This window comes from Lachnospira eligens (assembly GCF_009680455.1).
Taxonomy (GTDB): domain Bacteria; phylum Bacillota; class Clostridia; order Lachnospirales; family Lachnospiraceae; genus Lachnospira; species Lachnospira eligens_A.
This window is the reverse complement of the sequence record NZ_WKRD01000010.1, coordinates 1-25,955: the sequence shown is the minus strand read 5'-3', so window position 1 is coordinate 25,955 and position 25,955 is coordinate 1. Positions and strand designations below refer to the sequence as shown.

At 37.7% G+C, this 25,955-nt stretch carries 28 protein-coding genes; 4 read left to right on the top strand and 24 right to left on the bottom strand.

The genetic code is table 11. The features are described from left to right. Positions 1-6: 6 nt before the first annotated feature. The 17 genes from fsa to GKE48_RS12390 all read right to left on the bottom strand — a co-directional run bounded on the left by fsa (position 7) and on the right by GKE48_RS12390 (position 14,116). Complete coding sequence (gene fsa / locus GKE48_RS12470) at positions 7-669, bottom strand: fructose-6-phosphate aldolase (RefSeq protein ID WP_154301210.1); 663 nt, start codon at positions 667-669, stop codon at positions 7-9. 20 nt (positions 670-689) lie between these two features. Further along, positions 690-2,168: a xylulokinase gene (gene xylB, locus GKE48_RS12465; RefSeq protein WP_022098050.1), complete on the bottom strand. Its 1,479-nt coding sequence runs from the start codon at positions 2,166-2,168 to the stop codon at positions 690-692. A gap of 43 nt (positions 2,169-2,211) precedes the next feature. Next, entirely contained in the window at positions 2,212-3,696 is a 1,485-nt protein-coding gene (locus GKE48_RS12460; protein WP_022098051.1) for an L-fucose/L-arabinose isomerase family protein, read from the bottom strand. A 17-nt stretch (positions 3,697-3,713) separates the two neighbouring features. After that, complete coding sequence (locus GKE48_RS12455) at positions 3,714-4,325, bottom strand: DUF4867 family protein (protein ID WP_334296469.1); 612 nt, start codon at positions 4,323-4,325, stop codon at positions 3,714-3,716. A 170-nt stretch (positions 4,326-4,495) separates the two neighbouring features. Further along, the gene (locus GKE48_RS12450) at positions 4,496-5,353 is read right to left on the bottom strand and encodes a putative manganese transporter (RefSeq protein WP_022098053.1); all 858 of its coding nucleotides are present in this window, start codon (positions 5,351-5,353) and stop codon (positions 4,496-4,498) included. 48 nt (positions 5,354-5,401) lie between these two features. Beyond that, positions 5,402-5,992 carry a phosphatase PAP2 family protein gene (locus GKE48_RS12445; protein ID WP_022098054.1) on the bottom strand — a complete coding sequence of 197 codons (591 nt, stop codon included), beginning with the start codon at positions 5,990-5,992 and terminating at the stop codon, positions 5,402-5,404. 79 nt (positions 5,993-6,071) lie between these two features. After that, the gene (locus tag GKE48_RS12440; protein ID WP_022098055.1) at positions 6,072-6,473 is read right to left on the bottom strand and encodes a hypothetical protein; all 402 of its coding nucleotides are present in this window, start codon (positions 6,471-6,473) and stop codon (positions 6,072-6,074) included. A 6-nt stretch (positions 6,474-6,479) separates the two neighbouring features. Next, a complete protein-coding gene (locus GKE48_RS12435) occupies positions 6,480-6,854 on the bottom strand; it encodes a hypothetical protein (protein ID WP_022098056.1) in 375 nt (124 codons plus the stop codon). Between the two features lie 18 nt (positions 6,855-6,872). Continuing rightward, positions 6,873-7,010 (bottom strand): hypothetical protein, encoded by a 138-nt coding sequence (locus GKE48_RS12430; protein WP_022098057.1) that lies wholly within the window; start codon positions 7,008-7,010, stop codon positions 6,873-6,875. 121 nt (positions 7,011-7,131) lie between these two features. Then, a complete protein-coding gene (locus tag GKE48_RS12425) occupies positions 7,132-8,601 on the bottom strand; it encodes a hypothetical protein (protein WP_022098059.1) in 1,470 nt (489 codons plus the stop codon). Beyond that, on the bottom strand, positions 8,598-9,635 hold the full coding sequence (locus GKE48_RS12420; protein WP_022098060.1) for an ATPase, T2SS/T4P/T4SS family: 1,038 nt from the start codon (positions 9,633-9,635) through the stop codon (positions 8,598-8,600). The genes GKE48_RS12425 and GKE48_RS12420 overlap by 4 nt, the downstream gene beginning before the upstream one ends. A 14-nt stretch (positions 9,636-9,649) precedes the next feature. Next, complete coding sequence (locus tag GKE48_RS12415) at positions 9,650-9,832, bottom strand: hypothetical protein (protein ID WP_022098061.1); 183 nt, start codon at positions 9,830-9,832, stop codon at positions 9,650-9,652. 149 nt (positions 9,833-9,981) lie between these two features. Beyond that, positions 9,982-10,305 (bottom strand): DUF5640 domain-containing protein, encoded by a 324-nt coding sequence (locus GKE48_RS12410; protein WP_022098062.1) that lies wholly within the window; start codon positions 10,303-10,305, stop codon positions 9,982-9,984. Between the two features lie 10 nt (positions 10,306-10,315). After that, positions 10,316-11,725: a UDP-N-acetylmuramoyl-tripeptide--D-alanyl-D-alanine ligase gene (locus GKE48_RS12405; RefSeq protein WP_154301207.1), complete on the bottom strand. Its 1,410-nt coding sequence runs from the start codon at positions 11,723-11,725 to the stop codon at positions 10,316-10,318. Further along, on the bottom strand, positions 11,722-12,282 hold the full coding sequence (locus tag GKE48_RS12400) for a nitroreductase family protein (RefSeq protein ID WP_154301206.1): 561 nt from the start codon (positions 12,280-12,282) through the stop codon (positions 11,722-11,724). The genes GKE48_RS12405 and GKE48_RS12400 overlap by 4 nt, the downstream gene beginning before the upstream one ends. A gap of 53 nt (positions 12,283-12,335) precedes the next feature. Further along, positions 12,336-13,367: a D-alanine--D-alanine ligase family protein gene (locus GKE48_RS12395; protein WP_041687980.1), complete on the bottom strand. Its 1,032-nt coding sequence runs from the start codon at positions 13,365-13,367 to the stop codon at positions 12,336-12,338. A gap of 146 nt (positions 13,368-13,513) precedes the next feature. Continuing rightward, entirely contained in the window at positions 13,514-14,116 is a 603-nt protein-coding gene (locus GKE48_RS12390) for a DUF1653 domain-containing protein (protein WP_154301205.1), read from the bottom strand. 150 nt (positions 14,117-14,266) lie between these two features. On the opposite strand from GKE48_RS12390, the gene GKE48_RS12385 reads away from it, so the two are divergent. From GKE48_RS12385 to GKE48_RS12375, 3 genes are read left to right on the top strand one after another with little or no spacing between them, the layout of a single operon-like run. Continuing rightward, a complete protein-coding gene (locus GKE48_RS12385) occupies positions 14,267-15,157 on the top strand; it encodes a PHP domain-containing protein (RefSeq protein WP_154301204.1) in 891 nt (296 codons plus the stop codon). Beyond that, positions 15,150-15,707, top strand: coding sequence for a chromate transporter (locus GKE48_RS12380; protein WP_055216756.1), 558 nt, complete (start codon positions 15,150-15,152; stop codon positions 15,705-15,707). The genes GKE48_RS12385 and GKE48_RS12380 overlap by 8 nt, the downstream gene beginning before the upstream one ends. Then, positions 15,707-16,264, top strand: coding sequence for a chromate transporter (locus tag GKE48_RS12375; protein ID WP_173016939.1), 558 nt, complete (start codon positions 15,707-15,709; stop codon positions 16,262-16,264). Before GKE48_RS12380 ends, GKE48_RS12375 begins: the two co-directional genes overlap by 1 nt. A gap of 68 nt (positions 16,265-16,332) precedes the next feature. On the opposite strand, the gene GKE48_RS12370 is transcribed toward GKE48_RS12375, so the two are convergent. From GKE48_RS12370 to argC, 7 genes are all read right to left on the bottom strand, one after another. Continuing rightward, positions 16,333-17,547: a class I SAM-dependent rRNA methyltransferase gene (locus tag GKE48_RS12370; protein WP_154301245.1), complete on the bottom strand. Its 1,215-nt coding sequence runs from the start codon at positions 17,545-17,547 to the stop codon at positions 16,333-16,335. Positions 17,548-17,601: 54 nt separating this feature from the next. Next, complete coding sequence (locus GKE48_RS12365) at positions 17,602-18,051, bottom strand: DMT family transporter (protein WP_055216757.1); 450 nt, start codon at positions 18,049-18,051, stop codon at positions 17,602-17,604. A gap of 67 nt (positions 18,052-18,118) precedes the next feature. Beyond that, positions 18,119-19,390: a sugar ABC transporter substrate-binding protein gene (locus GKE48_RS12360; protein ID WP_154301203.1), complete on the bottom strand. Its 1,272-nt coding sequence runs from the start codon at positions 19,388-19,390 to the stop codon at positions 18,119-18,121. Positions 19,391-19,407: 17 nt separating this feature from the next. Beyond that, complete coding sequence (locus tag GKE48_RS12355) at positions 19,408-20,589, bottom strand: aspartate aminotransferase family protein (protein ID WP_041687978.1); 1,182 nt, start codon at positions 20,587-20,589, stop codon at positions 19,408-19,410. 86 nt (positions 20,590-20,675) lie between these two features. Further along, complete coding sequence (argB, locus tag GKE48_RS12350) at positions 20,676-21,581, bottom strand: acetylglutamate kinase (protein WP_055288072.1); 906 nt, start codon at positions 21,579-21,581, stop codon at positions 20,676-20,678. Positions 21,582-21,637: 56 nt separating this feature from the next. Beyond that, the gene (argJ, locus tag GKE48_RS12345) at positions 21,638-22,864 is read right to left on the bottom strand and encodes a bifunctional glutamate N-acetyltransferase/amino-acid acetyltransferase ArgJ (RefSeq protein WP_012738843.1); all 1,227 of its coding nucleotides are present in this window, start codon (positions 22,862-22,864) and stop codon (positions 21,638-21,640) included. Positions 22,865-22,887: 23 nt separating this feature from the next. After that, positions 22,888-23,934, bottom strand: a complete 1,047-nt coding sequence (gene argC, locus GKE48_RS12340) for an N-acetyl-gamma-glutamyl-phosphate reductase (protein ID WP_154301202.1) — start codon at positions 23,932-23,934, stop codon at positions 22,888-22,890. A 276-nt stretch (positions 23,935-24,210) separates the two neighbouring features. Between argC and GKE48_RS12335 the strand changes: the two genes are divergently transcribed. After that, complete coding sequence (locus GKE48_RS12335; protein WP_012738841.1) at positions 24,211-25,437, top strand: argininosuccinate synthase; 1,227 nt, start codon at positions 24,211-24,213, stop codon at positions 25,435-25,437. Positions 25,438-25,955 lie beyond the last annotated feature (518 nt).

The window sequence follows — 25,955 nt, the reverse complement described above, 5'->3', positions numbered from 1 at the left end:
TGTGTGTCAGTTACATAATTCGCCAAATACAGCAATATAATCTTTCTTGAACTTCTCAATTCCTGCATCTGTAAGCGGATGATGAACCATCTGCTCAATTACCTTATATGGTACTGTTGCAATATCAGCTCCTGCAAGTGCGCAGTATGTAATATGTATTGGATTTCTTACACTTGCACAGATAATCTCTGTCTTAAGATCATAATTAGCAAATATATCTGCAATATCCTGAATAAGATTAATGCCCGGCTGTGATATATCATCAAGTCTTCCAAGGAAAGGGGACACATATGCTGCACCTGCTCTTGCAGCTAAAAGCGCCTGATTAGCTGAGAATATTAATGTAACATTAACCTTTATTCCCTCAGATGATAACACCTTAGTAGCCTTAAGGCCTTCAACTGTCATAGGAATCTTAACAACCATGTTAGGGTGGATTGCTGCAATCTCTCTTCCCTCTTTGATCATCCCTTCTGCATCCTCAGTAGTAGCCTTAACCTCACCACTTATAGGTCCGTCAACAATAGAAGTAATCTCCTTGATAACCTCCTTGAAATCTCTTCCTTCTTTGGCGATAAGGGATGGATTAGTGGTTACTCCACAGATAACTCCCATGTCATTAGCCTTACGGATATCTTCAACATTTGCAGTATCAATAAAAAACTTCATAATAAAATTCTCCTTGTTAATCACTCATTAATTGTTCTGAATACATTCTTCATTGCAGGATAGATACATCTGAACTTATTGTACTTATCCTCGTATCTTTCTATTATCTTCTCGTCTGGTCTTATTGTCTTTCGTACTTTAACGAGAGCATTAGACGCATCTTCAACGCAATTATACTCCCCGGCTGCAACCATGGCAAGCATTGCCGCACCCATAGCAGGACCTTCCTCTGACTCTAACAGTTCCACAGGAATTCCAAGTACATTAGCCATAATCTTACACCACAGTTCTGACTTAGCGCCACCACCGCACATACGGGTTGACTCCACTCTTATACCAAGACTCTTAGCAACCTCGAAGCAGTCCCTTATTGCAAATGCAACGCCTTCCAGAACTGCCTGTGTCATATCCTTACGCTCAGTATCCATTGTCATTCCTGTAAATGTGCCTCTTGCAAATTCGTCATTATGCGGTGATCTCTCACCCATCAGATATGGAAGGAAATACACATTATTATTGCCAAGGTCATCATCTGTTATCTGCGACTGTTCACCTGTGTAATCATTAGTTCCGAGTATCTTGTCCATCCACCATCCATTAGCTGATGCTGCACTTAATATACAGCCCATAAGATGATATTTTCCATCCGCATGTGCGAAAGAATGCAGTGCATTATTGGAATCCACTCCGAATTCCTTGCTTGAAATGAATATTGTACCGCTTGTTCCCAAAGAAACATTACAATGTCCGTCACCGACAGTACCAGTGCCTACTGCAGCAGCTGCATTATCACCTGCACCGGCTGCAACAATTACTTCACTTCCTATTCCAAGCTCATCTGCAATATTCTTCTTTACCGTACCAACACACTCACTACTTTCAAAGATGCGTGGCATCTGTGCCTCTGTCACGCCACATATATCAAGCATCTGGCGCGACCAACGCCTATTCTTCACATCAAACAGCAGCATGCCCGAAGCATCTGAAACATCTGTACAATGCACACCTGTAAGACAATACGCAATATAATCCTTTGGAAGCATTATCTTGTCTATCTTAGCAAAATTATCCGGTTCATTCTCCTTCACCCACAATATCTTAGGTGCTGTGAAACCTGCAAATGCAATATTTGCTGTATATTCTGATAACTTATCCCTGCCTATCACTTCATTCAGGTACTCACACTGCTTCGTTGTTCTTCCGTCATTCCATAAAATAGCCGGTCTAATAACCTCATCATTCTTATCAAGAATAACAAGTCCATGCATCTGTCCACCAAAGCTGATACCACCAACTGTTGATTCATCCTGTCCGTCAAGCAGCTCCTTCATGCCTTCCATACATGCATCATACCAGTCATAAGGATTCTGCTCTGACCAGCCGGCCTTAGGGTAATCAATCGGATAACTCTTTGAAACATTTGCAATGATATGTCCTGCTGTGTCCATAAGAACAAGCTTGACCGACGAAGTTCCAAGGTCAATTCCTATATAATTCATACCAGACTCCTTTCCGCAATCATATATCTATAACCGCATCTGTTTATGCAAATGGATTCTCGCTCTTGTAAAGCATGCCCTTAGGCTGGTTGAATGACACATCTTCAACGCCGATATACTTAAACACATCAAAAAGTGTCTTTCCAAAATGTCCGAATGCAACTGCACCATGATGTGGAAAATTGCCTTCAATAAGCACATGTCTGTAGAATCTTCCCATCTCTGGAATAGCAAATATACCTATTGCACCAAATGAACGTGTTCTTACCGGAAGAACTTCACCCTGTGCTATGTAAGCGGAAAGCTTGTTATCTGATGAATTCTGGAGTCTGAAAAATGTGATATCTCCCGGAACGATATCCCCTTCAAGTGTACCATTAGTAACTTCTTCAGGAAGTGAACGTGCCATAATCATCTGGTTTCTCATCTCGCAGAATGACAATTTGCTCGATGCAGTGTTGCCACAATGGAATCCCATAAATGTATCCTTCTGTGTATAAGCATATCTGCCTGCGATATCCTCATTGTAGATATCTGCTGGAACTGTATTATTAATATCAAGAAGTGTAACAATATCGTCACTTACAACTTCTCCGATAAATTCACTCAATGCACCATATATATCAACCTCGCATGATACAGGTATTCCTCTTGAAGTAAGTCTTGAGTTGACATAACAAGGAACACATCCGAACTGTGTCTGGAATGCCGGCCAGCATTTACCTGCTACTGCAACATATTTTCTTGAGCCCTTATGTGATTCAACCCAGTCAGTTAATGTAAGCTCATACTGTGCGAGTCTGCTTAAGATTTCAGGCTTTTTATTTCCTGTACCAAGCTCTTTTTCCATATCCATTACAACATCAGGAATTCTTTCATCTCCTGCATGCTTATTAAAGTTCTCGAATAAATCAAGCTCTGAATTTTCCTCAATCTCAACACCAAGATTATATAAACCTGCGATTGGTGCATTACATGCAAGGAAATTGTTAGGTCTTGGGCCAAAGCTGATAATCTTAAGATTGCTTAATGCGTATACCGCCTTTGCTACAGGTATGAATTCATGAATCATATCTGCACATTCTTCTGCTGTTCCAACAGGATACTCCGGAATATATGCTTTAACTCCACGAAGCTTAAGATTATAGCTTGCGTTAAGCATTCCACAATAAGCATCGCCTCGTCCCTGAACAAGACCTCCATTAGCTGATGTCTCCTCTGCTGCCGCAATAAACATCTTAGGTCCGTTGAAATTTTTTGCAAGCATTGTCTCAGCAATTTCAGGTCCGAAATTACCAAGATATACACAGAGTGCATTACATCCTGCATCCTTAATATCCTCAAGTGCCTGCATCATATGTATCTCACTCTCAACGATACATACCGGACATTCATAGATATCCCCATTGCCATACTTTGCTTCATATGCCTTTACAAGATTCTGTCTTCTTGTAACTGAAAGTGATTCTGGAAAGCAGTCTCTTGAAACTGCAACAATACCGATTTTCATAACTGGTGTATTATTCATAACTTATCTCCTTTAACCTATACTGTTATATTCTCTCCCCTTAAGCCGTTAAATGCTCCATCTATATGAGCATCTTCATGGGCTATCAGCCATTTATTAGATGCCGCAAGCAGCTTATCTTCTGCTGTTGCATGAGTATTAACTACATCAAGATTAGTTCCCTTTGGAAGTACAACTACGCACTTAAAGCCCTGTCCATCCACACCGCATGGTGCATAATGAAGAGTTGTTGCATACACCTCAATAGCAGTTCCCTCAGGCACAAAAAATCCTTCAACCTTAGATGTCTCATATGTAAAATCGTCTTTCACATCTTCTCTGCTACCAAGCAGCAGAATCATATCTGTTGCCGCAATATTAACTTCTGAACTTCTGTGATATTCCAGTGCATTAAGTTTCTGGTTATGTCCATTACAATACCCTGTCTGTACAGGACATCCACCATATATACTCTCTTCCATTACCTTATGAATCTGTGTATTTTCAAGCTTTTCATCACCTGCAACATATACAACATCTTCAGGCATATCATACGAATCCATAAGTTTCTCTATTTCACTGGTATCAATATCAGCAATAACTCTGCCATATTTCTTAAATCCAGCATCCAATACACTCTGCAAAAACACTACCTCCTTTTTCAACTCATGTTAAACTTTTATAAAGTATCTTTCTAAAAGTCATTCTATCACTGTTTTATTTCTAATTCAATAAAAAAATCTCCGATTATCAAAAATGTATCCTGAAAGATACACTCACAATAACCGGAGATTAATATTAATCTGTTAAATTGCCAATCTTACAATATAATCTTTGATAATGCATCAATTATAATTCCCCATGCTACACCACTCACATAAAGAATCGCAAGAATTCTAAAATTATCCTTCATATCATCGTTCTCTCTGAACAGCACAAGAATACCTACTCCCGAACCGGCAAGCAGTCCTGCCATAAGAGAGCCAAGTCCAAGTACGCCTTCAATATAAAGCTGTGTTAATACTACTGATGATGCACAGTTAGGAATAAGACCTATAATTCCCGCTATCAATGGTCCAATAACAGGCTTATTAAGTATAAGATTCCCCAAAGTCTCTTCACCAACAAAGTGAATTAAAGTATTAAGTGCAAAAGATATAACAACAATAAATGCAAATATAGTTATTGTATGTCTTAACGCTGACTTGAATATGCTTGTCTCACAACCACAGTGGTCATGATCACATACATGTCCAATCTTTTCTACCATATTATAACTTTTCTTGCTTCTTCTCACTATCAGATCAATTACAACACCCATTATAAGACCTATAAAAACCTTAATGAGTATAAGCTTGACAAGCACTAATACATCTACCTGTTCTGATAAAAATACTGGTATCATCTCGTCTGAAGTAGACATAAAGATGGCAATAAGCGTTCCCATAGTAATTACTTTACCTGCATACAGGTTAGATGCTGCTGTAGAAAAACCACACTGTGGAACAGCTCCAAGTAAAGCTCCTATAACAGGCCCAGCCTTGCCAGAATCCTTGACAAACTTCTTCGTCCTGGCACTTGTCTTATGTTCAAGATACTCCATAGCAAGATAAGTCAGAAAAAGAAACGGCAACAGTTTAACACTATCAATAATAGTATCAAATACCACATCCATCATGATATACAATCGTCCTTTCTTAAAAACAGTCACATAGTTACATATTCGTTATGCCTTGGCAAAAAGCTTCTTATAAGGTTCTTCTCCTGAAAACACCTTTCTTGCTTTCTCTGATCTTTTCATAATAAGCTTTGTAACAAAATAACCTATTACTCCATACAGTGATCCAAGTAACAGACTCGCAAGTACATCTGTTGGATAATGAACTGTAAGATATAATCTTGAAACTGCAATCAGAGCTGCAAGTATAACTGCGGGAATTCCTTTCTTTCTGTCCCACAATATAATAGCTAATGCCGCTGCAAAAGAAGCTGATGTATGTCCTGATGGGAAAGACCAGTCCTTAATGCCATTAAAGATTCCATAAAGATTCTCAAATGTCGGATCTGCATTGAATGGTCTTATTCTTGCTGACAGATTCTTCATAATTCCGTTACACATAATAAGTGACAGAATAAGTCCAATTGCCATACTAAGTCCTAACTTTCTGTCTTTCTTAAATACCGGTATAAATAAGAACGCCGCACATAATAAAATCCAGAATATTCCAGCATTCCCAAGACAGGTTATAGCATACATAACCGGATCTGTTACAGGATTATGTAATGATTCAAACCAGTGTAAAATCTGAAGTTCCATAATAATCTCCTTATCATATCATTCTATTACGCTCCTTTTCAGGCACACCAGAATATTCTATGATATAAGAAAACATTTGTCAATTAAAGGAATACGTTTTTTCATAGTAACATTTTCCTGTTCTTCCGCCAAATGGATATTCATATTCTTCTGTAACTCCAATCTGAAACAACCCTCTGTCTAAATCTGAATCTATAAGTTTAACAGTAACATTACCATCTGATGCAACTCTTTCACTTAAAACCACACAAAATTCTTCCATCAGATCAGTCAGTATCTGTTGTCTTTTCCCAGCATCATATGTTGTAAAATATTTATCAGCATATACATCACCCATCCTGTCAAATGCAAAATCCATTGCACCGTCAAGACTTCTGTTGACTTCATCTCTTCTAATATTGTTTCCTGTTATCGACGCATGTATCATGACTATTAACGCTATAACAACAATAATACCACTACATGTAATAACTCCTCTCAAATATCTTCAGCTTACAAAGTAACGTGCAAGTCCTTTATATGTATGTTGCGAAGAATAACCAAACATAGCCGCAGACAGCGGATATTCCAGTGTGTATTCTATATATTCATAATCACCTGCCCTGCTTACGTCTCCATATGTAAGCCTCATACCCCCTTTCTGAACTGACCTGGCTAACACATAAAGCTTCTTATCTCTAGCTTCCTCTGATAATTCACTATCAGGAATATCCCCACAATATGCTTCAATATAATTCTCAATATACTGGCTTATCTCTCCTGCATCAGAAACTCTCTGATTAATCCTTATGAAATCAATAGAAAAGAAACATACCAATGCAAATATAACAAGATAAACTGATGTCTCAATTATCCCCTTCATTAATACCCCCTTTATCTGCTATCCAAGGCATGAACCTATCACACCTAAAAGTATATTTCTGTACGCAGACATAGACATTCCAATCATTGTCATGGCAACCACCACTGCACACATTCCTATTACTGCTTCTCCGTATGTATTAATAACATCCTTCATATTCTTATCACCCCTGTAAAGATATTTCCAAAAATATTAATCATTGAATAAGATACAATCAGTCCAATTATCACTCCTGCATATTCATCAATAATATGATTCATATAATATACACCTCCAATTATAAGTACATATTAACAACTAACATCATATCAACCGCCATCTTAAATGCCACAAAAAAAGTTGGTATATACTCAGAAAATCTCATCATGCTTGTACTGTCAAGATATCTGGCAGCCTCTGCCTTATCTGATAATTCATAATTTCTTCTTACGAGAGCATTAATCGTCTGATTCATGCTGTCCCTGTCTAGATCTCCTATTGAATACAACATTCTGACTGCCGATTGGATATCCATCACATCAAATTCACTTAAGAAACTATAATATGGCATGATATCAGATGGATTGAGTTCAATCTCATATATGAACTTTCCTAAAGATTCTTTCATGATAACAGGACAGCTATCATAAGTATCTTCAACTGCTGACAATAATGGTTTATTTTCAAGATTAACTGCTAAGTCTCTTAGCCATTCTGTAAAACCACAATATAAGTCATTCTTAATTCTTCCTGCTGAACCTTTTCTCTGTGTAAATGGCGTTATTATAAACAGAACCATAACTGCAGCAACACATATCGCCGCTATCTTTAACTGTACTAATATGAGAATTATCACTGTAAGCAGCATAATCCCCCATAACGGGATCATCTTTAAAGTAATCTTCTTTGCTTCCGACTTAAATACATTATTATAATCACGCATTATCTGCTTATCTGTTCTGTTTTCTCCTATCCAGTCACAACCATAGTGCTTACGGGTATATATGTAAAACAGCATACACAGAACAACAAACACAATGGAAACGCACTGATATGCCAGTGTATCTGTTATGCTAAGCGGCTCTTTCGAAAACATATTAAGAGTACTGCACATAACGGTAGTAAGCATTGCAAGTACCATGCTTATCATTATTCCTATAGTAATATCCCGCTTTATCTTTCTTATCTCCGACTGATACTTATATACATTATTAACCCATCTGTCAAAATCCTCCAGAAGCACTTCCATTGCTCCTGTGTATCGTCCACCCTTTTCTTCTACACTAACTAAGAACTTATGAAGTGTCCGTATTCTTGAACAATCATATTCTTCTTCAACAATCTTCAATGCATCTTCATATACTCTTTCCCCCATTCCATATTGAAGTTCTTCAATTGCCCGTGAAAGACATCTCTTCAGTCTTCCGCTGCTGATTGCATACGCATCCTGAAGTGCTATATTAACCTTCGGATTCCTGATAAACGAGTATGTCATCTGGTGAAGATACACATCCACATCTGCAAATCTTGACGCTTTACTTCTTTCCATAAAATAATTCCTTACCAGTCCGGGAATCATAATTACAGCCAGAATCATAACAAATAACGCTGCGATATAATTAATTCTGTACAACAGACATGCACTATATACAGCAACTCCTGCAAGCATGGTTGATAAAACAAATCTTCTTACAGACATAACGCCATTCAGATCTGCAATGTCCTCCATTAACTGCTTTACAGATAAATATCTTAATATCTTCTTCAATTATGCCTCCATATATACGGATCATCTATTCCGTATTTAATAAACTTATCCATAATATCCTGTGGAATATCACTATCCAGAAATTCCCCATCTTCATATATAACAGTACATGTATTCTCTCCCTGATTCCTGCTTAAAAAACCCACCTGGCTTATATGTCTTCTTTCAAATCTATCACAGTCAACAAGCAGCACAAGATCAATATACTTATATATACTGTTAATAAATCTGTCTGACGATTCTCCATTACCCAGCATAGAATACATTCTGTCTGGCATATCCCTTATATCATCCAGATGCATAGTCGTCATACAATAAGCTCCCGTAGATAAACTGTTAAGAAGCTCCATAACTTCTGGTCCTCTTGATTCTGAAAGAAGAACCCAGTCAATGTTATGTCGTAAACCTGCTCTTATAATATCCTGATATGTAATCTTAGAATCCACAAAAAACTCAACACACTTGCTATGTGGATTAATCTGCCTGTAATGTATCTCCTGATTATCCTCATAAACACCAACCTTTTCTTCTGCCGGAATAAATGTAGCCAGATACTTAAGAAGTTCTGTCTTTCCTGCATGAGGCTGTCCACCAATTACAGTTGAAAGATGAGCCGTCACACAATTCTCAAGCAATGTAATAATACTCTCAGGAGCATAATCAGACTTTACAAGGTCACCATGCCCAAATCTAAGCTTTCTTGGAATCTTTCTTATAGCCATGCTCTTTCTTCCACACCTTGATTCGTGCCATATTGAGATTCTTAAAGATTCAGTATTAGCCTCCAATATCGGGTGCATTCTGTTAAAAGATGCACCCATAATATTGGCAAGTCTTATAGACAGATTATCCATATACTTGTCACTAAGCTCTTTCATGGAAATATAGCAGCCTCTTCCCAACTGTGTTATCCAAAGATTATATCCATCCCACTCGATATCAGTTACAGTATCATCAGATATCTCATCCTTAATCTCTGAAAAGATATCCTCTTTATTATTCTCTATCAGCTCCTGAAGCTGTTCTTTCTCCATATACATTCCTCACATTACTGATTAGGTCTGCTCGCATCAATAGCATCATATATATGCTCCTTATACGAAATGTCACTAACAGCACCTTTAGTTCTGTCTGAAACAATAGTAACAACTGCTGCTGTAAGCAATACTGCTGCAAGTACCCCCGCAAGTGCTATAACGACCTTTCCATAATGTTCAATAATATCATGCATATACAAATCCTCCTCTTGATTAAATTATTTAAAAAGTACTTTTTATATTGTGGATATTATCATACATTTAAAAGTTTGTAAAGTATAAAAATATATAAATTTCAAAAAAAGACTTTCGCATCAGAATATAATGCAAAAGTCTTAAAATACTATTTCTTATTAAGTTCTATTGTATTGTTTCCATCGCTTAAAGAAAGTACATTTTTCTTGATTGAATATGTATACTCATCTGTCTCTTCTGTCCCAAGGAAACTGATTGTTATGCTCAGCTTTCCATCTTTTGCTTCATACGAAGTAATTGAAACGCTTATCTCTCCTATCTGCTGGATTCCTGTTCCATCATCATTGAAAGTATAAGTATAATCATCTCCTTCCCATGTTCCAACAACCGTTGCTTCCTTACCACAGCCTGCAAATACTGCAATCACTGTAATAAGTACAGCTAATATGCTTACTCTCTTAAGTAATTTCATAAAACCTCCATTATAAATTAATTGTTTTTAAAGCCTCTACAACTTTGGTAAATTCCATACCATGAGATGCCTTTATAAGTATATTATCACCTGTTTTCAGAATATGTCCAATACATTTTAACATATCATCTCTTGTTTCAAAATCATGTACTTCACAACCATGCGCATTGTAATTAGTGTCAATATACGCCCTTGTTCCTGCCGCAATCTGTGCAGCAAGGTCGCCTGCTGTTATAAGTACATCAATATCCTTAGTTCCAAGATACATCCCAACATCGTAATGCATCTGTTTCTCGTTCTCACCAAGCTCAAACATACTTCCAAGAATAGCAACTTTTCTTCCAATAGCAGTGTCAAGAACATCAAGAGATGCCTTCATTGAAACTGGATTAGCATTGTAGCAGTCATCAATTATTGTAAATCCATTTTCCTTAATAATATTGTTTCGTCCGGCAATTGTCTTTAAATTCTTCACTCCACGCTCAATCTCAATAGATGAAAGTCCAAGCACAGAACCAACAAGTGCTGCTGCCATCGCATTATATACCATATGATGTCCCGGTACAGGTACAGTCAGGTCAAATGTTGAATAGTTATCTGATGTTTTGATTCCATGAATTGTAAAGCTAGTTCCATCAAGTCCAAGACTCTTGATATTATCTGCATATACCCCGTCTTTGTTGCTTATTCCGAACACAAGCGGTCGCTTGCCGTGTACCTGGCTTATTGTTGATAATTTGTCATCATCTCCGTTAACAATAACAATTCCATCCGGATTCATATGATTAAATATCTCTGTCTTAGCCTTAAGAATTCCATCTCTTGTTCCAAGATTCTCAAGATGGCAAAAACCGATATTAGTAATAACACATATGTCAGGCTGTGCTATCTTAGATAATCTGTCCATCTCACCAAAATCACTGATTCCCATCTCAAGAACAGCAACTTCATCATCTTCTGTCAGTCTGAAAACAGTAAGTGGAAGCCCAATCTCATTATTGAAATTACCAAGTGTCTTTAACACCCTGTATTTTTCAGATAAAACAGAGCTTATTGTTTCCTTAGTACTTGTTTTACCAACACTTCCTGTGATTCCTACAACCTTGACATCCAGATTATTTCTGTAAAGAAGTGCAAGATCCTTTAATGCCTGAAGACTTGATTCAACCTGTATATACGAACGTTCTTCATCTGGCAGCTCCTTTTCAGAAATAACGCATGCAGCGCCCTTCTCAAAGCATTGTCCTATAAAATCATGGCCATCACTTCTTTCCCCTTTAATAGCAATAAAAAGCCCGCCCTCAGTTACCTTTCTGCTGTCAATCGTAATGGCAGTAATCTCTTTGTCATAATCTTCTCCATTGCCATGATATATGCCGTTAACAGCTTGTGTCATGGCTCTTAAGGTCATTCCCTTCATAACACAATATCCTCAATTCTTTTCTTAGGCACATGATGTACCTGATTCTCATCTCTGTAATACTTGATATCTCCATCCGCAGGAATATCCTCAAGCACCACTTCTTCTTTAGGATATCCAAATGCAATGACATACACAATCTTTAATTCAGACGGTATATTTAGCTGTGTCTTTAACTCATCTCTTTTAACATTGCCAAAAAAGCATCCGCCAAATCCGGCTTCTGTAGCTGCCAGAAGCATTGTCTGTCCGACAATTCCCGCATCAACTTCATCATTGACATTCGCAGGGCAGGTTATAACAATATATCCTGTCGGCTTCTCACCTTCAGATGGGCCATCCCAGTCCTTTAAATATCCGGCAAATCCTAATAGTCTGAAAACTTTCTCATTTTCTTCCACATCACACACAATTCTATACTTAAATGGCTGTCTGTTAGCTGCTGACGGAGTAAGTCTTGCAGTCTCAACAAGTTCCATAAGCTGCTGCCTTGTCAGCTTCTTTTCCTGATAAAATCTTCTGTATGATCTGTTTTTCTTAACAAGTTCCTTAATCATAACATAACTAACCTCGTTTTATAAAAATGCATTGTTATACATTTACATTTCTTCTATTCATACTTTGCAAGAGATATCTCGATAATCTTCTCTGTAAGTTCATCATACGATATACCTACTGCTGCTGCCTCCTGAGGAATAAGGCTTGTGTCAGTCATTCCTGGAAGTGTATTAATCTCAAGACAGAATATATTATTATTCTTATCAAGAAGTTCATCAACTCTTGCGTATGTTGTTACGCCTGCTGCCTGGCAGCATTTTTCTGCCCAGAACTGCATCTGGCTTGCAATGTCTTCTGGAATATTGGCAGGACATGTCTCTTTGGTAGAGCCAGCCTTGTACTTATTCTTGTAATCATAGAAGCCTTCAAGCGGTTCAATCTCAATTACCGGAAGTGCCTTTCCATCAAGCACTGCAACTGAGAATTCTCTTCCATCAACAAACTCTTCAACAAGTACAGTATCTTCATAAGAAAATGCTTCATCAAGTGCATCTTCAAACTCTTTCTCGTTATGTGCTATTGAAACACCAACGCTTGAACCACCACAACAAGGCTTAACAACACATGGGAATGGAACATACTCAATCTTATGTCCTTTATGTAATGTAACACCCTTAGGCATAGGAATTCCCTCTGGTACAAGAACCTTTTTTGCAAGTTCCTTGCTCATTGATATAGCACTGCTTAAATAATCTGTACCTGTATATCTGATTCCAAGCAGATCAAATGTAGCCTGGACCTTACCATCTTCACCATTGCTTCCATGAAGTCCCATGAATACCATATCTGCTTCTTTACACAATTCTAATACATTACGTCCGAAAAAGCTTTCTCTTGCCTCTGTTCTTCTCTTAACCTCTGCCGGAATGTCCGCTGTTTTCTTCTTTAAATTGTCAGACAGTTCTCCCAAATCATTCTTTTCTGTAAAAAATGTCTTAACCTCACTGTCATCAACACCTAAGAAGATATCAAGCATATTTGCTTCATGTCCGTTTCTTCTAAGACTCTCGCATACTCTGTATCCTGTGACTAATGAAACGTCTCTTTCTGTACTTGTTCCACCTGCTAAAACTACTATTCTCATAATTTCTCCTTTATCCCTGAACTTTTCCACAATATCCACATAGTTATTCACATTTTTTGTTAATTGTAAATTTTTTGTAAAATTGTCAGATAATTGTAATATATTTATATAATCCACATATTCTTATGCAGAATCTGTGCAAATTATTACGGTCTTAAATGGCTTCCTTCATACTTTGTATGTGCCTGTAAAACCTTTCTTAAAGAATCAATTCTTCCAGAAAGTTCACCTTCTGGAACAACTATCTCCAGTGATTCAGCCATAATATCTATCATAGGATTAGTGAATCTGCTTTTGTATCTTATAAGGACATCAAGTTTCTCCTCATATCCTCTCGCATCTAAAAACTTATCCAGGACGCTGTCCCCTGCAGCAACCTGCTGCTCTGGCTGGGTCAGTGAGTTATCCACACTGTCCTCTTTTAATGTGTATGCTTCATCAATTCTATTGTCTGAATTAACTCTTACTGCCTGTGAATTGTCAGACTGTAAATTGTCAGATATCTCCTGCATCGTCAACGGATCTACCTGCTCAAATCTATATTTCTGTGCTACATCCGGATATTTTACATGATCCACTTCACTCATGAACATATCATATGGTCTTACATACACAGCATATTCACCATACATAGCCTGATATACCACCATTTTCTCTTTGGTTTCTGAATGATATGCAACACACTTTACCTGGTAAAGCTTATTCTTAAAATGCTTATAAAATCCGCCTGGTACTAACTGTCTTTCCATCAGTAAACCTCCCTCCAAAAATATACTGTTATTTTATCGCACAATGCCGTCTCTTACAACATTTTTTAAACACTTTGCCAAATGTTTTACACTTTAATAAGTTGTCTGAGTATGGTAGAATATATTTACATTTTATAAGAGGAGCTTACTATGAAACAGATAGATTTACATGTTCATTCCACATGCTCTGACGGAACTGATTCTCCTGCTGTTCTGGTTGATAAGGCAGTCGATAAGGGACTTGCTGCATTTGCTCTTACTGACCATGACACTACCATGGGAGTTAAGGAAGCTCTTTTAGCATGTGAAAATGTTAATAAAACAGGCCACGAACTTGAAGTTATTCCCGGAGTTGAGATAAGTACTAATTATGATAATACTGAGATACATGTTGTCGGGCTTTTTATAGATTATAACGACAATGAATTCAATTCATTCCTTAATAAGCAGTTAAGTTCAAGAGATGAAAGAAACAAGCGGGTATGTGAACGCTTCCAGAATATAGGAATTAATATTACATATGAAGATATGCTAAAGACTTATGGCGATGCGGTAATTACAAGAGCACATTTTGCAGACAGACTTGTTGCAATTGGAGCTGTTGGCGATAGGAATGAAGCATTTGACAGATATTTAGGTCAGGGAAAGCCTTGTTTTGTGCCAAGAGCCAAAGTTGACCCTGCAGAAGCTATTGAGCGTATTCACCAAGCCGGCGGTATTGCAATCTTAGCTCACCCGGTTCTATATCATCTTGGCAATGCCCAGATGAACAAATTGCTTGACCATATGTGCTCTGCCGGACTTGATGGAATTGAAGCCATATATTCAACCTACAAGATGGGTGATGAATTATCAATCAGACGGATTGCTTCTGAAAGAAATCTGCTGATATCCGGCGGTTCTGATTATCACGGTAAGAATAAACCACATATCCAGCTTGGAACCGGCATGGGACATTTATTCGTTCCTTATGAACTGCTTGATAAGATGAAAGATTCCATGCCAATCACCAACACGCAGAAGGAGACTTACGATGAATAATAAAATTCCAAAAGCTATACAGCTCTTTTTAACTTTCATAAAAATAGGTGCATTTACTTTTGGAGGCGGTTATGCTATGTTACCACTGATTCAAAAAGAAATTGTTGAGAAGAAGCATTGGATAACTGATAATGATATTCTTGAAATAGTGGCTATCTCCGAGTCAACTCCCGGACCAATTGCAATTAATGCGGCTACTTTTGTTGGCTTTCGTATCTGTGGTTTTTGGGGTGCACTATTTGCAACACTTGGAGTTGTGATACCATCCTACCTGATTATTCTTATTATATCTTTTGTACTTAAAGAATTCCAAAGCATAAAAATCATACAATATGCCTTTAATGGTATCAGAGCTGGTGTACTTGCTCTGATTATCAAAGCTCTCTGGTCAATGTATATTCAATGTCCTAAGAATATTATTTCTTATATAATTATGGCATGTTCTTTTATTTTTACTGCCTTACTTAATGTAAATGTGCTTATTGTAATTATTAGCTGTGCAATATTAGGTTTAGTAACATCTATTACCATATTAAGGAGGAAATGTTAATGATTTATCTTGAGCTTTTTTATATTTTCTTAAAAATCGGTGCATTTACCTTTGGCGGTGGTTATGCTATGTTACCATTGATTCAGGATGAAGTTATTGCTCATAATTGGATAGATTCACAGTCACTTATTGATTTTATAGCAGTTAGCGAAAGTACACCCGGACCATTTGCTGTAAATATAGCAACATATGTAGGAGCAGAGGTTGGCGGTATTTTCGGTTCTTTTTGTGCAACACTCGGAGTGATACTCCCATCCTTTATTATCATTCTTATTGTTGCAAAATGTTTTATTCAATTTCAAAAAAGTATAGTCATAAAGGGATGTATGTCAGGATTAAAACCTGCTGTAGTTGGTTTGATTGGTTCTGCTGTAATTTCGATGAGTTCAACCGTTTTCATACCACATGGGTTTAATACTACTGTTTTTACTGATATTTCTTTTTATACAACATTAATTATATTTCTGATATCCGTAGTTTTAGCATTCAAAAAATTAAATCCAATTTTAATTATATGCTTATCCGCAATACTCGGAATAGTTTGCGGATACATATAATTAATTATAACAAAACATCATAAAAGACTCAGATTAACGGTCCTGGATAGTTTAAATTAATGCCTGTATCATTTTTCATCAACAACCTGAAAGATGTAGAATTTCAGATAATAGCTCTCCTGCGCCTCCCACAGTATTGGGTGGTCAGGTGACTGTGTCCTGAACTCGACCTGACGGAGTCTTTTATGTACAGCTTTAGCGGCTTCCTTAATAGTCTTGGTAAGAAGCTCCTGTGTCATGAAGTGTGAGCATGAACAGCTTGCAAGATAGCCGCCGTCTTTGACAAGCTTAAGTCCCTTCATATTGATTTCCCTGTAGCCCTTGATTGCGTTCTTTGTAGCTTCCCTCGATTTGGTAAATGCCGGCGGGTCAAGTATTACAACGTCATATTTCTCACCTGCTTCGTTAAGCTTTGGCAGCTCATCCAATACATTTGCACATTTAAAATGTACTGTATTCTCAAGTCCGTTAAGCTTGGCATTGGCTCTCGCCTGTTCAACAGCATATTCTGATATATCAAGTCCAGTAACTTCCTTAGCACCTGCAATTCCTGCATTTAATGCAAATGTACCCATATGGGTAAAACAGTCTAATACCCGCTTGTCCTTGCACAGCTTCTGCATTGCAAGTCTGTTGTACTTCTGATCAAGAAAGAACCCGGTTTTCTGTCCATTCACAACATCTATCATGTAGTGGACACCATTCTCAACTATCTCAACATTAGTGTCAAATTCATCACCAATAAAGCCCTTAACTCTCTCCATCCCTTCAAGAGTACGGACTTTGGCATCGCTTCTTTCATATACTCCACGGATATCAATGCCTTTTTCACGAAGGATTTCCTTCACTTTTTCGACAATAAGTGACTTAAATCTGTCAATTCCTAAAGCAAGTGATTCCACAACAAGCACATCTGAGTACTTATCTATAACAAGTCCCGGCAGAAAATCTGCCTCCCCGAATATAAGACGACACGCAGAGGTATCTACTGTGTTAAATCTGTATTCAACCGCAGCCCTTACTCTCTCCTCAATAAATGTCTCATCAACAACATCTGTGTGTCTGCTCAGCATTCTTACTGTAATCTTGGATTTTCTGTTAATAAATCCGATTCCCATGAAATAATCATCAAAATCAAGCACCTCAACAAGATGTCCGTCAATTATTCCGTCAGACATCCATTCAATTTCGTTATCATATACCCAGGCACCGCCTGCCTTTAAGGTTCTTCCTTCACCTTTTCTTAATCGTATCTTTCCGCATACGCTGAATAAATCTTCCATTCTGTTCCTTCCTGCCAGATAATTCTGACATTTATCATAATTATTCATAATATATTAATCCGTTGACGGATTACCAAGAAAATAAAACATACATACTCCTGCAACCGTAATAAGAAGCGACACGAGCTTAATCCATGAAAATGTAGTCTTCTCACTTCCAAACAGCCCGAAAAGTCCCAGCAGATACGAAACAATTATCTGCGCAACTACAATCGTAACCTCCGCTTTAGCAATTCCAAGACCACTTATACTTTTTATAACTGTAAATGTTATAAATGCACCTATCACACCTCCAAGAAGTGTAATCTTGTTATCAACCTTAAACAGCTTCATGATATCAGGTCTTCCGTCAATTACCCACATAATCGCACAAGTCGCCAGTGCTGTCAACTGCACAAACATTGCCGTAACCCACACACTGCTTGCTTTCGTAACATTTGTATTAAATGCACCCTGTAAACTCATAAGTGCACCTGATATTATTGCAATCAAAAATCCTGCCATTAACTAACCTCCTCATTAATCTGCATAGGATAATTATTAGTTAATAACAGGATATTTATTCATAATGTTATTTCGTACTCTGCGTACTGTTTTCATTATTATTTTTAGTTGTTTTTTCTATTGTTGTTGCAAATGTACTGTAAGCTGTATCAACATTTCCACCATCATATACCTGATGAAGCATAATCTCATATCTCATATACACTTCTCCTACTCCGATATATTTGGCTTTTACAACAGAGTCAGAATAAATCTGGTGTAACTTCTGGTAGCTTTCTGCTCTCTTAACCTTTAAATCCGCCCTTGCACAGCTTTTCTTAGCCATGCTTCCAAGATAATCTGCATAATCATAAGAAATTGCTCTTGCAACAGCCTTGGATGCATCTACATTCTTAGTGTACGGATTAACTACTGCCATCGTAGTAACAGACATTGCCTTAGAATCAAGGTCATCTCCCATTGAAGGATACTCACATATTCCATAATCTACATCTGTAACATTAATCTCTGCAAGACTGTCTGCATCTAGCACCGTATAGAGCATATTTCCAGTAGAAAACAGATCCGCACATTCTTTAAGACTTACTGTATTTCTGTCAATACCAAATGCATCTTTTAACTGAGCGTACTTAGTAAGAACCTTCTTAATCTTTTCCTCATTAAGAGATACCTCAGCCCTGTTCTCTGCATTAACTCCGCCTATATTAATATAGGCTCCTGCTGCTGCATAATTAAGGAACATTGAATCAGGATCCCATTCAAACACCATTGAAACATCCTGGTTCTCATCTGTAATCTGATAATTATCACTTATATTACGAATCTGGTCTATAGTATCAACTGCTTCTGCATATTTCTTATTATATACAAGAAATGAAGTGTTGAACGACACCGGGTAACCATATAACTTACCACCATACGAACATGCAGTCATTGCAGCCTTACCATACACATTCTCATTATAGACTTCAGGATACATATCATTCTCAGAGGTAAGACCTGAAAGATAAGCCTTCTCCATCTCTTCAGATGTCAGAAAATATATATCACATGCATTGTTATTCCTTACCGATTCGTCATATATATAATTAATATATGAATCAGCCTCAATATATACAGGATTAATAGTTACCAGTTCATTAGATTTCTTAAATTGTCTGGCAACGAATTCAAGATAAGACTCATATGCACTGTCATTATACCAGACATTAACTGTAATAGGTCCACTAAGATTAAGCTTCTTCGCAGCCTGTGTCCTGTCATCTTTATTACCACAGCCTGCAAAGACTGTCAGCATGGTAACAATCAGCATCATACTGATAAATCTTCTTAATTTCATAAAGTAAACTCCTGATTCTAGAAGGATTTCTTAAGCTTAGCTATGCATTCATCTACATCTGCCTTAGTGATTACAAGTGGTGGAACAAATCTTATAACATTAGTTCCTGCTGAGAACAGAATAAGTCCATTATCAAGTGCTTTGGCAATTACGTCCTTAGGATTAACTGATAACTCAAGTCCCTGCATAAGACCCATTCCTCGTCTCTCGACAACAACATCTATTGTCTCAACAAGCTCATCAAGCTTTTCTTCAAAGTAAGCAGATACTTCCTTGACATTATCTAATACATGCTGCTTCTCAAAAAGTTCGAACACCTTAGTTGCTGCTGCACATGCAAGTGGATTACCACCGTATGTTGTTCCATGGTCTCCTGGAACTAATGCCTTCGCAACTTCCTCTGTCGCTGCAAATGCACCTACAGGAACACCACAGCCAAGAGCCTTGGCAACTGTAAGGATATCAGGCTTAACGCCATACTGCTGGAATGCAAACATACTTCCTGTTCTTCCCATTCCGCACTGAATCTCATCAAGTATAAGAAGGATTCCCTTCTCATCACATAGCTTTCTTACACCTTCAATAAATTCTTTAGTAGCAGGATAAATTCCACCTTCACCCTGTACTGTCTCAAATATTATAGCACAAGTTTTATCATTAACAAGTTCCTTTACACTGTCAAGGTCGTTATACTGTGCAAACTTAATTCCCGGTATCATAGGTCCAAATGCTTCCTGATAATGCTTATTACCAGTTACAGCAAGTGCTCCCATACTTCTTCCATGGAATGAATGCTGCATTGCAATAATCTCTGCATCAGCCTTTCCGTTCTTGACATAATAATATTTCTTTGCAAGCTTGACTGCACCTTCAATAGCCTCTGTACCACTGTTAGTAAAGAATACTCTGTCCATTCCTGAAGCCTTTGTAAGTGCTGTTGCAGCCTCTACAGCCGGTTCATTATAGAAATAATTAGATGTGTGTATAAGCTTATCAATCTGTGCCTTTAATGCATCGTTATATTCCTTATTGTTATAACCAAGTGCAAATACTGCTATACCTGCTCCAAAATCAAGATATTCTTTACCATCTGTATCGTAAAGTCTTACTCCGTCACCCTTATCAAGTACTATCTGGTAACGGTTGTATGTATGAATCAGCTTCTCTTCTGCTGTTTCTATAATCTGCTGTGTATTCATTATTACTCTCACTTTCCTATTCTTATGAGCACACATTTTCACATGAGCCAATATAATATTATAACCTCAAAGCTTAAGGTTCGCAATTATTTATCTGAATCAAAGAATTTTTCTGCATCGTCTGAAAGAATAGCTGTACCAACACCCTTGTTAGTAAATATTTCAAGAAGAAGGCAGTGTGGAATTCTTCCATCAAGAATATGTACTCTTGATACACCATGCTCAATAGCATCTATACAGTTATTAAGCTTAGGAAGCATACCGCCACCGATTGTTCCGCTCTCTAAAAGTGTTCTCGCCTCTGAAGTAGAAAGCTCAGATATAAGTGAATCCTTATCGTCAAAATCCTTATATACACCTTCGATATCTGTTAAGAATGCAAGCTTCTCAGCATTGACAGCTCTTGCAATTGCACATGCTGCGTCATCTGCATTAATATTGTATGCATGAAAATCATCATCATATCCGATAGGACATATTACTGGGAGGAAATCGTCCTTAAGCAATGAATCAAGAAGTGTTGTATCAACATCTGTCACTTCACCAACATATCCTATATCCTCACCCTTAGAATACTTCTTCTCAACCTTTAACATGCCGCCATCCTTACCACTGATACCGCATGCCTTGACGCCAAGCTGCTCAATCATTGAAACAAGACTCTTATTAACCTTATTAAGAACCATCTCGGCAATCTCCATTGTTGGCTCGTCTGTAACTCTTAAACCATTCTTGAATTCAGGTGTCATGCCTGACTTTTCAACCCATTTGCTGATTTCCTTGCCACCGCCGTGAACGATGATTGGCTTAAAACCAACGAGTTTAAGAAGAACTACGTCCTGAATTACTTTTCTCTTAAGTTCTTCATCTACCATGGCACTTCCGCCGTACTTAACTACAATTATCTTTCTGTTAAATTTCTGGATATAAGGAAGTGCCTCAACAAGCACCTGTGCCTTCATAAGTTCCTCTGTCATATCTTTTGCGCTCATAATAATCTCCATTTCATATTTATTCAGATATATTTGCTTTAAAATGCTGTGTCAGATTAGCTTCTGTAATCAGCATTTATCTTGACATAATCAAATGTAAGGTCACAGCCCCATGCTGTAGCACTTGCATCGCCCTGCTTAACATCCGCAATAGCAATTACAGGATTCTGTGAAAGTATTTCCGTTGCTTTCTCCTCGCTGTAATCTGTAGCAGTTCCATCTTTAACAATCTGAAGCTCACCTGCTTCACTCTTAAAGAATATGTCAACCTTTTCAGGGTCAAAGTCAGCACCAGAATATCCCATTGCACAGAGAATTCTTCCCCAGTTAGCGTCATGTCCGAATATTGCTGCCTTAGTAAGACTTGATGTAACAATTGACTTAGCGAGTGTCTTGGCTTCTGCCTTAGTTGTTGCACCCTTTACCTGAACCTCGAAAAGACATGTGCAGCCTTCGCCGTCACCTGCAATCATCTTGGAAAGCTCTGTAAATACATAGCTTAAGCCTTCATAGAAAGCATTATAATCAGCACCCTCTTCTGTAATCTTCTTGTTGCCAGCCATTCCATTTGCAAGAACAAGAGCTGTATCATTAGTTGATGTATCTCCATCGACTGATATCATGTTAAATGAATCATCAACAATTGCACTTGTCATCTTCTGAAGAAGTGCCTTGTCGATATCACAGTCTGTTGTTATGTAGCAGAGCATTGTTGCCATGTTAGGATGAATCATTCCTGCGCCCTTGCACATACCACCGATTGTTACCTTAGTACCTGCAACTTCTACTTCTACAGCAACCTGCTTGCTCCTTGTATCTGTAGTCATAATTGCCTCTGCTGCCTGTGTTCCTGCTTCTAATGAATCATCAAGCATTGGAGCAAGCTTTTCAATTCCTGCACATATTCTGTCAACAGGAAGCTGCATTCCGATAACACCTGTTGAACCGATAAGTACTGCATTCTCCGGTACATTAAGAACCTTTGCAACTGCCTTTGCTTCTTCTGCACATGCATTATCTCCTTCAACACCTGTACATGCGTTGGCAACACCGCTGTTTACAACTACAGCCTGTGCAAAGTCTTCATTATATACAATGTTTCTGTCCCATTTAACAGGAGCTGCAAATACTTTGTTAGTTGTAAATGTTCCTGCTGTAACACATGGCTTCTCACTGTATACAAGTGCCATATCTTTCTTTCCGTTCTTATATTTAATCTGTGCTTCACATCCGGCAGCCTTGAATCCTTTAGCTGCTGTAACACCGCCTTTAATTATATTCATAATATCCTCCTATTGTACATTTATTATGGAAACATTGGTGCAAGCTGTAATCCCTCATTCTCTGGAAGTCCGAAGAGAAGGTTCATATTCTGTACTGCCTGACCTGCTGCACCCTTAACAAGATTATCTAACGCACCCATCATTATAAGTCTGTTAGTTCTTGGCTCAATCTTAAATCCTATATCAACAAAGTTGCTTCCCTCAACCCAGCGTGTTTCAGGGCATACATCTTTAGGAAGTACTCTTACGAAATATTCCTTATCATAGTACATGTCATATGCTGCCTTAACATCTTCATATGTAACATCTTTGGCAAGGTTGGCGTATGCTGTTACAAGAATTCCTCTGTTCATTGGAACCAAATGTGGTGTGAAGATAAGCTTTAAATCATCTCTTCCACATGCATAACCTAACTGTTCCTCAATCTCAGGTGTATGTCTGTGAGTTCCGACACCATAAGCCTTCATGCTCTCATTAACTTCGCAGAAAAGGTTGGCAACCTTAGCCCCACGTCCTGCACCTGAAGTTCCACTCTTAGCATCAATTATAATTGTATCCGGATTGATTATTCCTTCCTTAACCATTGGGTAAAGTGTAAGAATTGATGTTGTTGTATAACAGCCCGGATTAGCAATAATTCTTGTGTCTTTGCTTACCTTGTCTCTGTTAATCTCACATAAGCCATAAACAGCTTCATCAATATACTGTGGTGCTTTATGCTCAAGCTTATACCACTGTTCATATACATTAACATCCTTAAGTCTGAAATCAGCACTCAGATCAATAATCTTAGTCTTTGAAAGAATTTCGTCATTAACAAGTGATGCACATAAACCCTGTGGTGTTGCTGTAAATATAACATCAACCTCGTTAGCAAGCTGCTCCATATTGTCGTCCATACATTTTGCATCTACAAGCTTAAACATGTTTCTATATACATCTGAATAATTCTGATCTATGTAACTTCTCGAACCGAGCCATACAATCTCTGCATCCTTATGTCCTAATAATAATCTGACAAGCTCGTTACCTGCGTAACCTGTCGCACCGATAATGCCTACTTTAATCATAACTCCTCCTTGTTTTGCGAAGCAAAATGCATATATTCAACATTTATGCATAAAATAACGCAAAATGTAAATTGATAACCTACATTATAGCAACTTTTTTTCTTATGTAAAGGATATTTTAAAGAAAATTTATATTTATACATTTTTGTTGTATATTAATGTATAATATGCATAATTTGTTGTTGCATTTTTAAATAAAGTAGTTTATTATAATCTGCAGGTGCATAGCATATGTGTTTTACTATGTAAACTTAATAATATACGGAGGAATATATAATGAAAGAAAAAGTTATTCTTGCTTATTCTGGCGGACTTGACACAACTGCCATCATCCCTTGGTTAAAGGAAACATACAACTATGATGTTGTCTGCGTATGTGCAGACTGTGGTCAGGAAGAGGAGTTGGACGGACTTGAGCAGAGAGCTCTCTCATGTGGTGCTGCTAAGTTATATATAGAAGATATCACTGATGAGTTCTGCGACAACTACATTGTTCCATGTGTTCAGGCACACGCTGTTTATGAAAATAAATATTTACTTGGTACTTCAATGGCAAGACCTCTTATCGCTAAGAGACTTGTTGAGATTGCCCGTAAGGAAGGTGCTGTTGCTATCTGCCACGGTGCTACTGGTAAGGGTAATGACCAGATCAGATTCGAACTTACAATCAAGGCTTTAGCTCCAGATATCAAGATTATCGCTCCTTGGAGAGATTCTAACTGGAAGCTTCAGTCTCGTGAAGATGAGATTGAATACTGCAGACAGCATGGTATTCATCTTCCATTCAGCACAGACTGCAGCTACAGCCGTGACCGTAACATCTGGCATATCAGCCATGAAGGTCTTGAGCTTGAAGATCCAGCTAACGAGCCTAACTACAAGCATTTATTAGTTCTTGGATGCACTCCTGAGGAAGCTCCGGATGAACCAGAATATGTTACTATGACATTTGAAAAAGGTGTTCCAAAGTCAGTTAATGGCAAGGCTATGAAGGTTTCTGATATTATCAGAGAGCTTAACAGACTTGGTGCCAAGCATGGTATCGGTATCATTGATATCGTTGAGAACCGTGTTGTTGGTATGAAGTCTCGTGGTGTATATGAGACTCCTGGTGGAACAATTCTTTACGAAGCTCATCAGCAGCTTGAGGAATTAGTTCTCGACAGAGATACAACAACATTCAAGATGGATGTTGGAAACAAGTTTGCACAGGTTGTTTACGAAGGAAAGTGGGAGACACCTCTTCGTGAAGCACTTCAGGCATTCGTTGAGAAGACTCAGGAATATGTAACAGGTGAAGTTAAGTTCAGACTTTACAAGGGTAACATCATCAAGGCTGGAACAACATCTCCATATTCACTTTACAATGAGTCAATTGCATCATTCAAGACAGGTGATATGTATGACCATCATGATGCTGACGGATTCATCAACCTCTTCGGTCTTTCACTTAAGGTAAGAGCTATGAAGAAGCTTGAGAACGAGAAGAAGAACAATAAGTAATTAAAGAATATAAAAAACAGCATCCCCGGCATGGTTATTAATCATGCCGGGGATGTTGCTTTTATAATTCATTATGATTTCCTATCAATTCATAAAAAATCCACCACTTATATGTAAATTTCACAGTTTTTCTTATTCAATCTTATATAGAAAACTGTTTTTTATTGAATATTCCTATAACACTTCTGATTTTCTTGACTTTATAGGTTGATTTTCCAACTATCCTTATAGTCTCATGTGTTTTCGACCTATAAGACTTTCAAATATTCGACTACATATAGGTATCATGTTGTCCAGATTAATTATATATCATGATAATCTGGCTGATTGGACTTTTTCTCTACTTTCTCATATGCTAATGTCCAATAACTCATTGACTACAAGGAGGATTGGACACTACAAGCAGCTTATTCAGCAAAAAGTCCAATCTTTCCAGATTTCTGAAGTGGTAATCTAAAAGTAGACACCAACCCAATTATTGTAGACATTATTTATATATAAGAGTACCATTTTTTATA

Coding starts and splice junctions, on each gene's coding strand:
- fsa (WP_154301210.1), bottom strand. CDS start 669: ATGAAGTTTTTTATTGATACTGCAAATGTTGAAGATATCCGTAAGGCT.
- argB (WP_055288072.1), bottom strand. CDS start 21,581: ATGAGCGCAAAAGATATGACAGAGGAACTTATGAAGGCACAGGTGCTT.
- GKE48_RS12370 (WP_154301245.1), bottom strand. CDS start 17,547: ATGGAAGATTTATTCAGCGTATGCGGAAAGATACGATTAAGAAAAGGT.
- GKE48_RS12375 (WP_173016939.1), top strand. CDS start 15,707: ATGATTTATCTTGAGCTTTTTTATATTTTCTTAAAAATCGGTGCATTT.
- GKE48_RS12390 (WP_154301205.1), bottom strand. CDS start 14,116: ATGGAAAGACAGTTAGTACCAGGCGGATTTTATAAGCATTTTAAGAAT.
- GKE48_RS12400 (WP_154301206.1), bottom strand. CDS start 12,282: ATGATTAAGGAACTTGTTAAGAAAAACAGATCATACAGAAGATTTTAT.
- GKE48_RS12380 (WP_055216756.1), top strand. CDS start 15,150: ATGAATAATAAAATTCCAAAAGCTATACAGCTCTTTTTAACTTTCATA.
- argJ (WP_012738843.1), bottom strand. CDS start 22,864: ATGAATATAATTAAAGGCGGTGTTACAGCAGCTAAAGGATTCAAGGCT.
- GKE48_RS12445 (WP_022098054.1), bottom strand. CDS start 5,992: ATGGAACTTCAGATTTTACACTGGTTTGAATCATTACATAATCCTGTA.
- GKE48_RS12430 (WP_022098057.1), bottom strand. CDS start 7,010: ATGAAGGATGTTATTAATACATACGGAGAAGCAGTAATAGGAATGTGT.
- GKE48_RS12385 (WP_154301204.1), top strand. CDS start 14,267: ATGAAACAGATAGATTTACATGTTCATTCCACATGCTCTGACGGAACT.
- GKE48_RS12395 (WP_041687980.1), bottom strand. CDS start 13,367: ATGAGAATAGTAGTTTTAGCAGGTGGAACAAGTACAGAAAGAGACGTT.
- GKE48_RS12335 (WP_012738841.1), top strand. CDS start 24,211: ATGAAAGAAAAAGTTATTCTTGCTTATTCTGGCGGACTTGACACAACT.
- GKE48_RS12415 (WP_022098061.1), bottom strand. CDS start 9,832: ATGCATGATATTATTGAACATTATGGAAAGGTCGTTATAGCACTTGCG.
- GKE48_RS12460 (WP_022098051.1), bottom strand. CDS start 3,696: ATGAATAATACACCAGTTATGAAAATCGGTATTGTTGCAGTTTCAAGA.
- GKE48_RS12435 (WP_022098056.1), bottom strand. CDS start 6,854: ATGAAGGGGATAATTGAGACATCAGTTTATCTTGTTATATTTGCATTG.
- GKE48_RS12365 (WP_055216757.1), bottom strand. CDS start 18,051: ATGGCAGGATTTTTGATTGCAATAATATCAGGTGCACTTATGAGTTTA.
- argC (WP_154301202.1), bottom strand. CDS start 23,934: ATGATTAAAGTAGGCATTATCGGTGCGACAGGTTACGCAGGTAACGAG.
- GKE48_RS12420 (WP_022098060.1), bottom strand. CDS start 9,635: ATGGAGAAAGAACAGCTTCAGGAGCTGATAGAGAATAATAAAGAGGAT.
- GKE48_RS12410 (WP_022098062.1), bottom strand. CDS start 10,305: ATGAAATTACTTAAGAGAGTAAGCATATTAGCTGTACTTATTACAGTG.
- GKE48_RS12450 (WP_022098053.1), bottom strand. CDS start 5,353: ATGATGGATGTGGTATTTGATACTATTATTGATAGTGTTAAACTGTTG.
- GKE48_RS12355 (WP_041687978.1), bottom strand. CDS start 20,589: ATGAATACACAGCAGATTATAGAAACAGCAGAAGAGAAGCTGATTCAT.
- xylB (WP_022098050.1), bottom strand. CDS start 2,168: ATGAATTATATAGGAATTGACCTTGGAACTTCGTCGGTCAAGCTTGTT.
- GKE48_RS12405 (WP_154301207.1), bottom strand. CDS start 11,725: ATGAAGGGAATGACCTTAAGAGCCATGACACAAGCTGTTAACGGCATA.
- GKE48_RS12360 (WP_154301203.1), bottom strand. CDS start 19,390: ATGAAATTAAGAAGATTTATCAGTATGATGCTGATTGTTACCATGCTG.